This window comes from Moellerella wisconsensis ATCC 35017, from assembly GCF_001294465.1.
Lineage (GTDB): Bacteria > Pseudomonadota > Gammaproteobacteria > Enterobacterales > Enterobacteriaceae > Moellerella > Moellerella wisconsensis.
This window is the reverse complement of the sequence record NZ_LGAA01000018.1, coordinates 510,227-524,881: the sequence shown is the minus strand read 5'-3', so window position 1 is coordinate 524,881 and position 14,655 is coordinate 510,227. Positions and strand designations below refer to the sequence as shown.

The window sequence follows — 14,655 nt, the reverse complement described above, 5'->3', positions numbered from 1 at the left end:
ACCGTCACTGTCCCTCGGCCTGTTTTTTATACTCGAACGTACCATCCCATTCAGGGAGTTCGGCAGGGGGAAGAGGAACGATTTTATTGATATCGGGGAACTTGGCTGTTTCGTCAGAGGCGTCAATTTCTTTGACAATTGCTTCATAACGGGCTGAGCGTTCTGGGTCTGGTTTAACTGCTAGGTAATAATAGTCTTTTGGTGTTGTGCCTATTTTAAATGTATCAATGAGTATTGAAGCTGAGATTCTATGTCCATTTTCCGATGCTAATTGAAAAAACTCTAATGCTATGTCAAAGTTTTTTTCCACGCTCTTATAAAACATCGCTGCTGTAAATGCAGCTTCTTTATTACCTTGTTGAGCAGCACAAGCAAGCATTTTTTTTCCAATTTCAGGTTGATAGGCAGGATTGTCTTTATCTGATAAACGTTGAGCTAGAAAAATATCACCAATAACATATTGTCCTTCTGGGCTGCCTAAATCGGCAGCCTGCCTAAAATAAGCTAACGCTTTCGTTCTATCAGCAGCTACACCATAACCCGTGTCTAGATAATGCCCCATTTGGTAATAACCATAACTGATGTTTAATTTAGCCATTTTTTGGATAATATCCCAAACCTCTTGAGCTGAACCTTTTCCCTCAATCGGTGGCACCTTACCGTAACTGATTAAATTACTTAAATTAAGCATGGCTTTAGGGTGATTACGCTCTGCGGCTTTACGGTATAGAACACCAATTTGCGTATAATCTCTTTGATATTTATTGACTTTTTCAAGTTCACGAGCTTGTTTAAACCAAATATCCGCTTCCGGATCAACGGGAGGTAATGTGTCTTTTTCATACACGCAGGTGAAGGTTAAATCGGGTTCAGTTTTTTGAGTCACAGTGACGTCCTTTTTATCGATGGGTTTACACCCCATCAATAGCAAGCCTAATACGACAACAGCATATTGACTGGCTAGATGGTTAGAGGATAAAAAGGAAAAGGTCATGGCTACTGCCCCTCTGCCTGTTTTTTATATTCAAACGTGCCATCCCATTCCGGTAATTCAGCAGGCGGGAGCGGAACAATTTTATCGATATCGGGGAATTTGGCGTAGGGATTCTTACTCAACTCTTGCTCAATCAGCTTATAACGTCTAACTCGCTCGGAGTCGATTTTTTGACCTGTATAATCAATTTCATTATTTGGATCATTGGTACTAAAGATACTTGCTAATTTATAGGCTCCTATTTCATGGCTGTATTCAGCGGACTTTTGAAAAAAATAAAGTGCCTGTGAATAATTGCCTTTATTTTTATAGCTAACGCCTAGGGTATAAGCTGCTTTAGCATACCCCTGCTCGGCAGAGCATGCCAACATGGCTTGGCCTAAATCCAACCGATAGGATTGTGGTTTAGTGGCATCCATAAAACGTAGCCCAATCACATATTGTCCATCTGGATTACCCATCACGGCGGCTTTAAGCATATAGCGGAATGCCGCTTCGGAGTCTTGCTCGACGCCGTACCCTTGTTGCAAGTAAGTGCCCATAATGAAATAGCCAAACGGGATATCCATTTTGATTAAGCGTTCGACAAGGTCAATTACTTCCTGTTGGCGGAATTGACCTTGTGATGGTGTAACTTTACCTTGCGCCAATAAAGCCTGTAGATTACCTATGGCTTTATAGTGGTTTTTCATTGCCGCTTGGCGATACAGTGAACCGATTTTCACATAATCTTTTTTGCCTTTTTGTTTTTCTAAATTCCGCGCTTCCTTAAACCACACATCCGCTTCAGGGTCGAAAGGTGGAAAGCGGTCTTTTTCTTGCACGCAGGTAAATTGGAAGTTTTTTAACTGGTTATTTATTTTGCTATTGGCAGAGCAGCCTGATAGCCATATCGCTATCATTATTCCACTCAATGCTCGCCAATACTTCACTTTGCCTATCCCCATTATTGTGGTGCTTTCTTATATTCAAAGGTGCCATCCCATTCCGGTAATTCAGCAGGGGGGAGGGGTACGATTTTATTAATATCGGGGAATTTGGCTGTTTCGTCAGATGCGTCAATTTCTTTGACTATAGCCGCATAGCGAGCTGAGCGTTCTGGATCAGGTTTAACTGCGAGATAATAGTAATTTTGGGGTGTGGTATTAGGCTCAAATGCTTGATTAAGTTTTGAGGCAGCCCTTCGGAATCCATTTTTGATGGATCGTTGATAATTTGTTAGTGCGTCATCAAAATTTTTATCAACAGTATGTAAGTAAAAAGCTAAATTATATGCCGCTTCACCGTTGCCTTGATTTGCTGAACAGTCTAACATTTTTTTCCCAATATCAGGGCGATAAGCCGGATTGTCCTTATCTGATAAACGTTTAGAAATGAAGATATTACCAACCACATTTTGGGCTTCGGGGCTACCTAAATCTGCTGCTTGACGAAAATACGCTAAAGCTTTAGTACGATCAGCGACGACACCATAACCCGTGTCTAGATAATGCCCCATTTGGTAATAACCATAGCTGATGTTTAATTTAGCCATTTTTTGGATAATATCCCAAACCTCTTGAGCTGAACCTTTTCCCTCAATCGGTGGCACCTTACCGTAACTGATTAAATTACTTAAATTAAGCATAGCTTTAGGATGATTACGCTCTGCCGCTTTGCGGTAAAGCTCGCCAATTTTGGCATAATCACGTTGATATTTATTAATTTTCTCAAGCTCACGGGCTTGCTTAAACCAAATATCCGCTTCCGGATCAACGGGAGGTAATGTGTCTTTTTCATACACGCAGGTGAAAGTTAAATCGGGTTCTGTTTTTTGATTCGCGAGCACTTCCTTTTTATCAGTAGGATTACAAGCACTCAATATCAATGAGCTAAAAATCAACACGCTATATTTAAAGATGTGATGAGCAACTAATTGATTATGTGATAAAAAGGAGAGATTCATTACCGTCACTGTCCCTCGGCCTGTTTTTTATACTCGAACGTACCATCCCATTCAGGGAGTTCAGCTGGTGGAAGAGGAACGATTTTATCGATATCGGGGAACTTGGCTGTTTCGTCAGAGGCGTCAATTTCTTTGACTATTGATTCATAACGGGCGGAGCGATCGAGATCTGGTTTAATAGGAATATAATACATCGAGTTTTCCTTTACGTTAGGCTTAAAACCTTCAGCTAATGCCGAAGCTGATGCTCGATAACCATTTCTTACAGCTAACTGATGATATTTCATTCCATTGTCGAACTCCTTATCTACATCTAAATAGTATGTTGCTAAATAATATGCAGCCTTTCCATGTTGTTGCTGTACGGCACAATCTAGCATTTTTTTGCCAATTTCAGGGAAAAAAGCTGGATTGTCTTGCATATTGTCTAGCCTTTTTGAAAGGAAGATATCACCAATGACAAATTGAGCCTCAGGGCTACCTAAATCTGCGGCTTGACGAAAATATGCTAACGCTTTTGTACGATCAGCAGCTACGCCATAACCCGTATCGAGATAATGTCCCATTTGGTAATAACCATAACTGATGTTTAATTTAGCCATTTTTCGGATAATATCCCAGACCTCTTGTGCTGGACCTTTGCCTTCAACTGGGGGGACTTTTCCATAACTGATTAAGTTACTTAAGTTAAGCATGGCCTTGGGGTGATTTCGCTCTGCGGCTTTGCGATATAGCTCTCCAATTTGCTTATAATCCCGTTGGTATTTATTCACTTTTTCAAGTTCACGGGCTTGTTTAAACCAGATATCCGCTTCAGGATCAACGGGTGGTAGCGTGTCTTTTTCATACACACAAGTGAAGGCTAAATCGGGTTCTGTTTTTTGAGTCACAATGGTGTCCTTTTTATCAATGGGTTTACAAGCTGTCAGTAAAATCAAGCCAATTAATAATGTGACTTTTATTTCTATACTCATTAGTTAGTCCGCATTTTTTAAACTAATTGTTTTATCCTCAAAGGGAATTAAAGAGCTAACAGGCAATAATTTTCTACTTTTATTCAACTTATTTTTATCTATAATTTGAGTCCATTGTTTGAACTCAAGTGCCAAATTACTTGAAACACTCCCCGTCCTCTTATGCAATCCCCATAACTTTTCCCTTAACGGCTTCACAATTGGAAAATCATCGGTATCTTGCAATATCACGGCGATTTCACTGTCGAATGCCATGCTGCGTAAATTAATATTGGCAGAGCCTTGAATTAAAAAGGTATCATCGACTAAAGTTAATTTACTGTGTACATACACTTGCTGCCATCTATCCGAATCAGGGGAGACAAGGGTACAGATCATTGTTTCTAGCCCCTCAATTTTTTCAGGCTGGATGTCATCAGGGCTTTTGATGTTTTCATCAGGGATATAGACCCCCCAATAACCCGACTTAGGTTTGTACGATTGCTCGTAAACGTGCTCTTTCATTAAATCTCGACGACCAAGTTGTTCTAGCATCTTATAAGTTTGATAGCCGCCTACCTCATTCGAACTCCCGACAGAGGGTTTTTCCGTTGAATTAGTGACAACAAAAAGATAGAACGGAGGTGGTTTAATGCCTTGTAATTTGCTGTCAGTTTCAGCCGCTTGTAAAAAACGTCGGTTTCGTTCTTCAACCATATCCCGTAAATTGGTCGCGATAGATGACAAACGAAAATATTGGTTTTCAAAATAGATGTAGTTACGGGCATGTTTAACACCATGATCATAGGCTTTTAATATATCGTATTCATCGTGTTGTGGCTGGGTACGGCAAATTTTTCCCCCCGTAGGAACTAAAGGATTATTCGCTAAAAAGGTGTAATGGGCGTTGAGTTTTTTGATATGCTCAGGTGTCGGGATATAGTCACATCGTGAACGACTTTTTCTCTGTGCAAGTTGTTCTACATCCTCATTTTTACGGGCAAAGAATCCGTCTGTTTTTTTCCATGCTGTAACAAAGTTATCATTTAAATCATACAGTAGCTCGCCATATACACAGTTTGAAGTATCTTGCCAAGCCGTTGGGCCATCTCGACCGAGCCAAGATTGTTCCTTATAACGTTCAATTGAATGTACGTCTTGATCCCAATACTCAGAATGCATATTGTGCCCCATCACAAACCCAATCGCATTTTCAGGCTCTTCATAATCAATCAAAACTGCTTTTTGGTGGTGTGTAGAGCCTGCTGCTAACGCTGCCCAGCGAGCACTTAACTCAGTTTCTTGACTCGAAAATTGATGATTGGTTCGCGCCGTAACATCTTTTAATCGCGAATCAGGTATACTCATTGCAATATCACGAGTCCGTACTGACAAGTTTTTGACAAGGCCCATATGAACTTTACGGTTCCAAGCGATATCAAACTGATATTGTTTTTGGGTTTGATAATCGAGCTTTGCACCAAAGACAAGAAAATCATTGAGTTGGGATGGCGATATCACTTGTTTCCCCCAACCGGGAAAGCTTTTCTCAAAATGTTTTCCCACATGATCAAACCACACAAGTACACGCACTTGCACACCTTCATTGGCCTTTTGCTCTAACAACTCGCCAATCATCGGATATTGACCTTCTCGGGCATCCGAACTACGTTCAAAATACATAGAGGGTTGAAAGCCCCATGTAATAATATCAATACTTTTTTTCGATTTTCGAATGGCTTCCGCAACTGCGGCAAAGGTTTGTTGTCCATTAATTAATGGTGCATAGGTAAATAAACTCATGGGGTATTTCGTGCGTTCAGGTATCCAGCTTGGCGTCATATGTGCCACCATGCAACTTGATACTGGTATATCAATCGTCGGTGGCGTTGCTGATGTTGGGAGTTGAACTCCTAGCGGGAATTGACTCCAATTACCTCCAGACATATTACTTATCCTTTTTGAATGCGGTTAAAAACTCTGAAAGGTTTTGACCCCATGCATCGCCAATACGTGCATTTTCACGCTCTTGGCTAGGTGCGCTTGGTCTAAATCCAATATTGACTGTAGGCTTGTTACTGTCATCATCTTCAGCAGGTGGTGGCACTGTAATGTCATAACGATCGCCACTGAGTAGGTATAGTTGATAGCTATCTGTGGGAATATCATGGTCAATTTGGACATTACCTTGCGCATCACTCATACCTTTTAAAATCAGTGCTCCATTGGCATACAGCTCATACGGCTCAAATGCACGCGCCTTCATCGGGCTTTGCGGAGAGGAGCTCAGTTGAAAGCGCAAGGTTTGTTTTGGTATCGATTGCGGAAATTGCGGATGGGTGACATCCATCGACGCGCCTCCCTCAACCACCCAGTTAGAGGCTTTGACGGTTTGATTATTGGGGCTGCCGTACTCTATCTGCCCGCCTTTTAAACGAATATAAGCCCCCCCACATGTTAGCAATAATTCATCTTTAGCGGCGACAACGGTTTTCCCGCCGGTACTGGTGACGGTCATATCCTTGAGTGAGGTGAGGTGCATTTCATCGCTTTGTGCTTGGATTTCCACCTTGCCTTTCGCGGCAAAGGCTTTGATACCCAAACTCTGAGCAAACAAGCTGATGGCTTTGCCCGCCGCCAAGGTGATTTTTTTACCCACCGAGATATCCGCCTGTTTATTGGCAGTCAGGGTGATGTTTTCGCCGCTGTTAGCCTGTACGGTTTTTGGCGATGTCAGTGCTATCCCTGCGGGAGCGCTGAGTAACATTGCGGCTTGTTGTAGCTCGTGAATCGATTGGGTCAATAGTGTTTGTTGGGCATTTAAATCGGCAAGCTCCGCTTTTGCCACCTCCGCCGTTTCGCGTAGCGAACTGACTAAATTCAGCGCATCATCAAGCTGTTGTTTGGCTTCGCGCATATCCAATTGTTCAGAAGCGGCTTGTGTACGTAAATCGGTACTGATAAACAGCCCTTTACCCGCACGGATGGCGCCCCAACTGTCTGTACGGAGTTCAAAGCCGTCACCGCGTTTTTCACGCCCTTGATTAACTAAATGCCCTAAATTGAGTTGGGATTTTCCCCCGTATTCGGTACTGAGCTTGATGTGTTCTTCGCCGCGTTTATCTTCCATACGCAGCTTATTATTGGTTGGGGTACGAATGACATTACGGGTATTATTTTTGTCAGTGATGTGATCAGGTCGGTAGGAGTCATGTAACGCATGGGCAATGTATGGCCTATCTGGATCGCCTTCATGGAAGGCAATCGCTACTTCCGCGCCTTGGATTAACGGAAAGTGGATGCCGTAGGTATCACCCGCATACGGTTTAGCCAGCCGTACCGGCATACTTTCATAACCTGTCGGCTTCTCATCTCGGTCTGAGTCAAATTTGACCCAATAAAACCCATGTTCATTTTGATGAGCGTAGATATCGTTGGTTTTGACACTGGTAATACGCGCCATCAACGTCCCTGCAATTACTGGGCGAGGCTTTAACGTGGGTCGCCAACACAACACTTCCGTATATGGCGCAGCATCAAATTGAATCACTAATGCATTGCTGCGACTGCCTGAAAAACGCAAACGTGTGATCAATATTTCGGATTGAAAATCGGTAGGTAACGTTGACGGTAATTGGCTATCAGTAATTTTGAGGATCATTAACGGCGTCAGGGCAGGTGAATTACTTTTGCCTCGTAGCATTGTTTGACTTGCCAGAAAACGCTCATGATCTAAGCGTGCCCAAAAGTGCGCAGACTCCACTTCGGGTTGGTATTTATCGCCGCGTTCAAGGTGGCGGGCCTGATAATGGTACACATCCCCGTAGTTAATATCATCGCTATCGCCTCGGGTCATATCTGTTTCAATAGACTGTAAAATTTGCATGGCTTGGCGATGGTTATAATCTTTGGTGGTGACACTTCGCTCAACCACTTGGTGACGTAATGACAGCCCCCAGACACTCTCTACGCCATTGTCATTCATGCCGGAGGGGCTATTTAGTGGTAATTGCAGGTCATACACATAGGCACGTTGGCTATCCCCAAAATGAATAATCTCGGTCTTTGTGTCAGCTTGAAGACTAAAGGAATAGAAAATCCCCATTTCACTCAATAAGCGCTCAATAAATTGCCAATCACTTTCATTAATTTGGTTAATTTGCTCCCGCTTGGGATATTTGTGCTGTAAATGAAACTCAAATTCCCAGCCCTGAATTTGGTGTTCACGTAAGATAAGCTCAATCACTTCGGGTACGGATTGATTGAGGAAAAATCGATGTGAGCGCATTTGATGGCGTAATAGCGAAACAAACGGTTCGATGACAATTTGGTACTGGGCTTCATCGGCAGAGCCTGATCGCCGTTTAAAGTGAGTTATTACGCCATGAATACGTTTTTGAGGCTCATTTAATGTACTTAAGGCGGCTAATGGGGTGGTCGGTGATGAAAAGGTAAAATGGGCGGTGCGGCGAAGAAAGTGTTGCGCTTGCAGGTTTTTGTCTGGGGACGTAAAGGTAATTTGATAACGATAGGTTTCACTAATCGCTTCTCGCCCGATGAAAGACTCAACATCTAATCGCGTATGGCAGTCTTGAATAGCCAGTTGATAACGGTTATGGGATTGAAGCGGTTTGGTGACAGTTTCGAATAAGCTCATGTCGTTTTCCTTTCAGGTAATTCGTGGCAACCGGAAATAAAACGCATGTGCTATGTGTCAGATTACCCACGTCAATATTAAACTATTTGCCTTAAGTTAACAGATTATGGCTAATAAAAACAAATTTATCGTTATATTGATTTTGTGAACAGGATATAAAAGATATTTATCTGGACGAGGTGATGTGCTTATGATGTTTTATAAACTGTTATATTTTAATAAAATGAGAGGGTAGTAATTGGTTTATTGACCGCTCAGCGACATCAGCGACATCAGCGATAGTGAAATAGTGAAATAGTGAAATAGTGAAATAGTGAAATAGTGAAATTTTATGATACCCAGTGAGACAAAAAACAGCATGAAAATAGGCCAATCTCATGCTGTTTTTTGGGTATGATATTTGCTGAGGTAACGCGAAACTAAACGATAGGCTACACGTTAAATAAAAAGTTCAGAACGTCGCCGTCTTGGACAATATATTCTTTACCTTCGGCACGCATTCTGCCGGCTTCTTTTGCACCTTGTTCACCGCGGTATTTGATAAAATCATCAAATGCGATAGTTTGAGCGCGGATAAAGCCTTTCTCGAAATCGGTGTGGATTTTTCCTGCTGCTTGTGGGGCTGTTGCACCGACAGGAATGGTCCACGCACGCACTTCTTTAACACCCGCGGTAAAGTAGGTTTGTAAGTTTAACAGCTCATAACCGGCACGGATAACACGGTTTAATCCCGGTTCTTCAATACCTAACTCAGCCATGAATTCATCGCGGTCGGCATCGTCTAACTCGGCAATATCCGATTCAACCGCAGCACAGACGGGAACTACAACTGAGCCTTCAGAAGCGGCAATAGCGCGCACGGTATCAAGATAAGGGTTATTTTCAAAACCATCTTCATTGACGTTAGCGATGTACATGGTTGGTTTTAAGGTTAAGAAACTCAGATAGCGGATAGCCGCTTTATCTTCATCGCTTAAACCTAATGTACGTAACATGCCGGCATTTTCTAAATGTGGTAAACATTTTTCTAATGCTTCTAATTCGGCTTTGGCGTCTTTATCGCCGCCTTTAGCTCGTTTTTGTACGCGGTGAATTGCGCGTTCACAAGTATCTAAATCGGCTAATGCCAGTTCAGTATTGATAACTTCAATATCATCAGCGGGATCAACATGGCCAGCAACGTGAATGATATTGTCATTTTCAAAACAACGCACAACGTGGCCGATAGCTTCGGTTTCACGGATGTTGGTCAGGAACTGGTTACCTAAACCTTCACCTTTAGAGGCGCCTTTAACTAAACCTGCAATATCGACAAACTCCATCGTCGTCGGTAATACACGCTGTGGATTAACAATTTCAGCTAACTGATCAAGACGAGGATCAGGCATTGGCACCACGCCTGTATTCGGTTCGATAGTACAGAAAGGGAAGTTGGCTGCTTCGATGCCGGCTTTGGTCAACGCATTAAACAGCGTGGATTTACCCACATTAGGCAGACCAACGATACCGCATTTAAATCCCATAAGTTTGTCACCTTAGAAAAATAGAGAGGGCAGAGTTTTCTGCCCGTGGTTATGTTTAAACTCTTCGTACTGCAAATTGGGGCTGATTATACACAAAAATTCGCTATTCTCGAATACCGATCTTTTTGAGCCGCTAGATGTAGAATATTCAGTCGGTTAACGGATTGTACTCATGTTCAGGGCGTTTTATACGCGGGTTTACTATGCACCTGCTTTAAAGCTATGTAAGCGATTAATGGCTTTATCTATTCCATCCTGTAATAGAATGTCGGTACAACGTATAGCCTCATCAATCGCATCGTCAATTAATGTTTGCTCGGAGGCAGGGGGCTTGCCTAATACAAAACCAACCACTTTGTTTTTATCCCCAGGATGGCCAATACCAATGCGTAAGCGATAAAAGTTAGGATTGTTGCCAAATTTATTCTGAATATCTTTTAAGCCGTTATGGCCACCATTACTGCCCGCCAATTTCATTTTGGCCACTCCCGGCGGTAAATCGAGTTCGTCATGGGCAACTAAAATTTCATCGGGATTAACGCGATAAAAATTGGCCATCGCTAATACTGATTTGCCGCTTAAGTTCATAAAAGTGGTGGGAACCAGTAAACGCACATCTTGGCCGCACAGGTTGATACGTGCAGTATAGCCAAAAAATTTACTCTCTTCTTTTAAGCGCTGATTATGGCGTGCAGCCAGTTGATCTACATACCATGCGCCAGCATTGTGGCGAGTTTGCGCATATTCTGCACCGGGGTTAGCTAACCCGACAATTAGTTTTATGTTACTCACTGTAATTAAATCACTATTTTGCAGTTGTGGGCGTTAACTCTAGTTTACCTCGCATTAGAGCGAAGTTCAAAATAGCTGTCATCTAGTGGCGGAATATTGGGAGGAAGATAGTTACTGGGAAAATCATTTTTGGCTGAATAGTTTGATAATAATGATGCTTTAGTATCACAAATAGACCAAATATAGCATTGAAAATTTATTGCTTGTGAGCACCATCGCAAACCTTATTTATTTTGTGGTTATAATGTAATCAGATAAAAGATTATTTTTAACTATTACGTTAAACATGGCATTAAATATGGCGTTAAATTTTCCTTTAGGCTGATGGGCAAGAGGTGAAGTATGAAACGTAAAACAGCATCTATATTAGGTAATTTACTTATGGGCTGTGGTTTAGTGGCGATGATAGGCAGTATCGCCGTAAATTTAGCCTCACATGTATTTGATATGGGTTGGTCTGAATTAATTACTAACGGCTCATTATTTGGTTTATTTATTGGCGCGATGGTGTGGTTACTTGGCGCTAAAATCGGTGGGCGAGAAACAGTAAGTGATCGTTATTGGTGGTTAAAAAATCATGATGATAAGTATCGCCGCGATAAACATCGCTATTTATAAATATAATTTATGTTATACGTTTTAGACAATTATGTCCATTGAACGCGCTTTAGTGAGCCGATGTATGCGTTGAGAGGTAGACAATAAAAAACCGCTAAGTCATGACTTAGCGGTTTTTTATTGGGCATTCTCACGCAATTAACACTCTGCCCATAATTTACGATAAAAACCTCGTATTAGACAGCTGAACTTAGCGACACTTGCGCGAGATGACCTGCGCTAGAGTGTCAGTTCTTAGTGCTCAAACATCGCTGAGATTGACTCTTCATTGCTGATGCGGCGAATGGCCTCAGCTAACATACCCGAAAGAGTCAATGTACGAACTTTGTTTAGTGCTTTTATTTCAGGAGAAAGAGGAATGGTGTCACAGACAATCACTTCATCGATCACTGAGTTTTTAATGTTCTCAACAGCATTACCAGAGAAAATAGGGTGAGTTGCGTAAGCAAATACACGTTTAGCACCACGTTCTTTCAATGCTTCAGCTGCTTTACACAGCGTGCCACCGGTGTCTATCATGTCATCTACTAAAATGCAGTCACGGCCTGAAACGTCACCGATAATATGCATAACTTGAGAAACGTTTGCGCGAGGGCGGCGTTTATCAATGATAGCCATATCAGTATCGTTTAGCAGTTTAGCGATTGCACGAGCGCGAACAACACCACCAATATCAGGGGAAACAACGATAGGGTTTTCCAGATTTTTCTGGAGCATATCTTCCAGCAAGATTGGGCTACCGAATACGTTATCTACAGGTACATCAAAGAATCCCTGAATTTGTTCAGCATGTAGGTCAACGGTTAAAACACGGTCAACACCAACGCTGGATAAGAAATCGGCAACAACTTTAGCGGTGATTGGTACACGGGCAGAACGTACGCGACGATCCTGTCTTGCATAACCGAAGTAAGGGATAACAGCGGTAATACGACCAGCAGATGCACGGCGCAATGCATCAACCATAACAACAAGTTCCATCAAATTGTCGTTAGTTGGTGCACAGGTTGACTGAATGATAAAAATATCACCACCGCGAACATTTTCATTAATTTGAACACTGACTTCACCGTCGCTAAAACGACCGACAGCCGCGTCTCCAAGATTAGTATAAAGGCGGTTTGCAACACGTTGTGCTAGTTCCGGTGTAGCGTTACCAGCAAAAAGCTTCATATCGGGCACGAGAAAAACCTCAGGCTTGCGTCCAGAGAGATATTGTTGACCAACTTAGCCAAGGCTTATTGGTTCAATACACGGGTTATCCCAGCGCGGAATCTGTGCAATGGTGATTCATTAACCCCTCGGGCAATAAACCCCTGCACCCACGATGGGGCTTCATTATACACCTTAATGGCTTCAGCTTGTGTTTTAAACTCAGAAAAAACACAAGCGCCAGTTCCAGTCAGGCGAGACGGAGCATATTCTAACAGCCATGAAACGAGCTGTTCAACCTCACGAAAACGTTTTCTTGCGATCGGTTCGCAATCATTTGCGTACGGAGCCAGTAATAATGCGGCTAAACAGCGTTTTGGAGAATTTCGATTTAATTTTGGATCTGTGAAGATTGTCGGGGTTGGGATCTCAATTCCGGGATGTGCGACCAAATACCATTTCTCTTCGGGATCAGCAGGGGTTAATATTTCACCAATTCCTTCGGCGAACGCTGCATGGCCTTTAACAAATACCGGGACATCTGCCCCTAATGCTGCACCGAGCTCCGCCAGTGTCTCATCTGAGATCCCCGTTTGCCAGTGATAATTAAGCGCAATTAATATTGTTGCGGCATTTGATGAGCCGCCACCAATACCCCCGCCCATTGGCAGAATTTTCTTTATCGCGATATCTGCGCCAAAAGGCGCCTGTTGTGAGCAATGCTGTTGGCAATAATTTTGTAATGCATAGGCCGCTTTCAAAATCAAGTTATTGCGCGGCTCGACGCCAGGCATATCGGTTAATAACCGCAATTGATTATCTTGACGTGGGGTTACGGTAATCTCATCACCGTAATCAAGAAACTGAAATAGCGTTTGTAATTCATGATAGCCGTCTGCACGGCGGCCCGTGATATACAAAAATAAATTAAGTTTTGCCGGGGAAGGCCAAGTTAACGTCATTTGTTTAGTGTCCAACTATCCATTTTCAATTTAATACGCTGTTCGCCTTGGCTTAGCTCTAGTCGGCTCGGCAAACTTGGCTGAGTTTGGGTATCATACGCTAAATAATCTAACTGCCAAGTGACCCCATTTTGGGTAAAAGTGATTGATTTGAGCAGGTGATTTTCATCTAACGTATAGTGGGTTGCACGGCCAGGTAAACCAATCAGCCAAGGCGTGAGGTCATTAATCGGAATTTCCATACCGGTTAGCTGATAAATTAATTCTGACGGTACATCGCTCAAATGTGTTTTACCGTCTTTGGTGGTCAATGTGGCTAAATCAGGCTCAACTGCCAATTCTAATTCTCGAGTACCAATTGGATTGGTGAGCATTAAACGATAATTTTGTGGGGTATATTGCTGCCAGAAAAACTTGGCGTAGGTTTTATTCTCTGGGCTAATATACGCAAAAGAGCCGCGCGTTTGATATTGCGATAAGTGGCTCAATTGTTGCTGATGTGTTTGCCATTGGGGATCGTTCACCGAACCAGTTCCTGGGGTGGTAGCTTGTTCGGTGAGGGTACATGCCGTTAATAGTACACTGGCAAGTGGCAGTAAACGCCAAAAGCGAGAAAAATGACGCATTTTGGTCATTGTCGATGATATGACTAGGGAAGTTGCGGTCTGAGCAGAATGAGATGACATTAATTATCCTATATTCTCTATAGACTGATATTGGCGATATACCGAAGATTATATATCAAGTTACAGATACTTGGCTGTATTGGCTAGCTAATATGCCTGGTTTTAGGTTCATTATTTTATCGGCATGTTACTGTCGATAGTGGTTGTGAGAAATAGTTTTTTAACGAAATAGTTCTTGAGTAAATATGATTAAATTCACGTAGATTTACGTGATCAAACTCGTGAGTTCTAGGTTGCTGCTGTTACAGTCCTTTAATTGCAAGGCGGCATCAAGTAGAATAATGCCAGTTAGAATGATAAGGTTACCAGTCTATTTTTAGCAAAAATAATTTGGCGTGCGCGATAAAAAAACATTTTAGGCAAAAGAATAGAT

At 42.4% G+C, this 14,655-nt stretch carries 12 protein-coding genes; 1 reads left to right on the top strand and 11 read right to left on the bottom strand.

The annotated features are described in order from the left end of the window. Positions 1-4: 4 nt before the first annotated feature. The 8 genes from M992_RS10355 to pth form a co-directional block, all read right to left on the bottom strand. Entirely contained in the window at positions 5-994 is a 990-nt protein-coding gene (locus M992_RS10355) for an SEL1-like repeat protein (RefSeq protein ID WP_072165939.1), read from the bottom strand. Positions 995-996: 2 nt separating this feature from the next. Beyond that, positions 997-1,926, bottom strand: a complete 930-nt coding sequence (locus tag M992_RS10350) for an SEL1-like repeat protein (protein WP_248842516.1) — start codon at positions 1,924-1,926, stop codon at positions 997-999. A gap of 14 nt (positions 1,927-1,940) precedes the next feature. Next, complete coding sequence (locus tag M992_RS10345) at positions 1,941-2,939, bottom strand: SEL1-like repeat protein (RefSeq protein WP_053908513.1); 999 nt, start codon at positions 2,937-2,939, stop codon at positions 1,941-1,943. A 5-nt stretch (positions 2,940-2,944) separates the two neighbouring features. After that, positions 2,945-3,913, bottom strand: coding sequence for an SEL1-like repeat protein (locus M992_RS10340; RefSeq protein WP_053908512.1), 969 nt, complete (start codon positions 3,911-3,913; stop codon positions 2,945-2,947). Positions 3,914-3,916: 3 nt separating this feature from the next. Continuing rightward, positions 3,917-5,839 (bottom strand): phospholipase D-like domain-containing protein, encoded by a 1,923-nt coding sequence (locus M992_RS10335; RefSeq protein ID WP_053908511.1) that lies wholly within the window; start codon positions 5,837-5,839, stop codon positions 3,917-3,919. A gap of 1 nt (position 5,840) precedes the next feature. Beyond that, entirely contained in the window at positions 5,841-8,549 is a 2,709-nt protein-coding gene (locus M992_RS10330) for a DUF2345 domain-containing protein (RefSeq protein WP_053908510.1), read from the bottom strand. Between the two features lie 431 nt (positions 8,550-8,980). Further along, entirely contained in the window at positions 8,981-10,072 is a 1,092-nt protein-coding gene (gene ychF / locus M992_RS10325; protein WP_053908509.1) for a redox-regulated ATPase YchF, read from the bottom strand. Between the two features lie 201 nt (positions 10,073-10,273). After that, positions 10,274-10,864 carry an aminoacyl-tRNA hydrolase gene (gene pth, locus M992_RS10320; protein WP_053908508.1) on the bottom strand — a complete coding sequence of 197 codons (591 nt, stop codon included), beginning with the start codon at positions 10,862-10,864 and terminating at the stop codon, positions 10,274-10,276. 342 nt (positions 10,865-11,206) lie between these two features. Here pth and ychH point away from each other — a divergent pair, with 342 nt between their 5' ends. Then, positions 11,207-11,482: a stress-induced protein YchH gene (ychH, locus tag M992_RS10315; RefSeq protein ID WP_053908506.1), complete on the top strand. Its 276-nt coding sequence runs from the start codon at positions 11,207-11,209 to the stop codon at positions 11,480-11,482. Between the two features lie 234 nt (positions 11,483-11,716). Here ychH and prs read toward each other — a convergent pair whose 3' ends face one another. From prs to lolB, 3 genes are read right to left on the bottom strand one after another with little or no spacing between them, the layout of a single operon-like run. Beyond that, positions 11,717-12,664 carry a ribose-phosphate diphosphokinase gene (gene prs / locus M992_RS10310; protein WP_047255941.1) on the bottom strand — a complete coding sequence of 316 codons (948 nt, stop codon included), beginning with the start codon at positions 12,662-12,664 and terminating at the stop codon, positions 11,717-11,719. Between the two features lie 56 nt (positions 12,665-12,720). Continuing rightward, positions 12,721-13,596, bottom strand: a complete 876-nt coding sequence (gene ispE / locus M992_RS10305; protein WP_053908505.1) for a 4-(cytidine 5'-diphospho)-2-C-methyl-D-erythritol kinase — start codon at positions 13,594-13,596, stop codon at positions 12,721-12,723. Next, a complete protein-coding gene (gene lolB / locus M992_RS10300) occupies positions 13,593-14,222 on the bottom strand; it encodes a lipoprotein insertase outer membrane protein LolB (RefSeq protein WP_390892498.1) in 630 nt (209 codons plus the stop codon). The genes ispE and lolB overlap by 4 nt, the downstream gene beginning before the upstream one ends. Positions 14,223-14,655: the final 433 nt, after the last annotated feature.

Excerpts from the sequence above, each read along its gene's own strand:
- M992_RS10355 (WP_072165939.1), bottom strand. The coding sequence starts at position 994 with ATGACCTTTTCCTTTTTATCCTCTAACCATCTAGCCAGTCAATATGCT.
- M992_RS10345 (WP_053908513.1), bottom strand. The coding sequence starts at position 2,939 with ATGAATCTCTCCTTTTTATCACATAATCAATTAGTTGCTCATCACATC.
- M992_RS10340 (WP_053908512.1), bottom strand. The coding sequence starts at position 3,913 with ATGAGTATAGAAATAAAAGTCACATTATTAATTGGCTTGATTTTACTG.
- M992_RS10335 (WP_053908511.1), bottom strand. The coding sequence starts at position 5,839 with ATGTCTGGAGGTAATTGGAGTCAATTCCCGCTAGGAGTTCAACTCCCA.
- M992_RS10330 (WP_053908510.1), bottom strand. The coding sequence starts at position 8,549 with ATGAGCTTATTCGAAACTGTCACCAAACCGCTTCAATCCCATAACCGT.
- ychF (WP_053908509.1), bottom strand. The coding sequence starts at position 10,072 with ATGGGATTTAAATGCGGTATCGTTGGTCTGCCTAATGTGGGTAAATCC.
- ychH (WP_053908506.1), top strand. The coding sequence starts at position 11,207 with ATGAAACGTAAAACAGCATCTATATTAGGTAATTTACTTATGGGCTGT.
- ispE (WP_053908505.1), bottom strand. The coding sequence starts at position 13,596 with ATGACGTTAACTTGGCCTTCCCCGGCAAAACTTAATTTATTTTTGTAT.
- lolB (WP_390892498.1), bottom strand. The coding sequence starts at position 14,222 with ATGCGTCATTTTTCTCGCTTTTGGCGTTTACTGCCACTTGCCAGTGTA.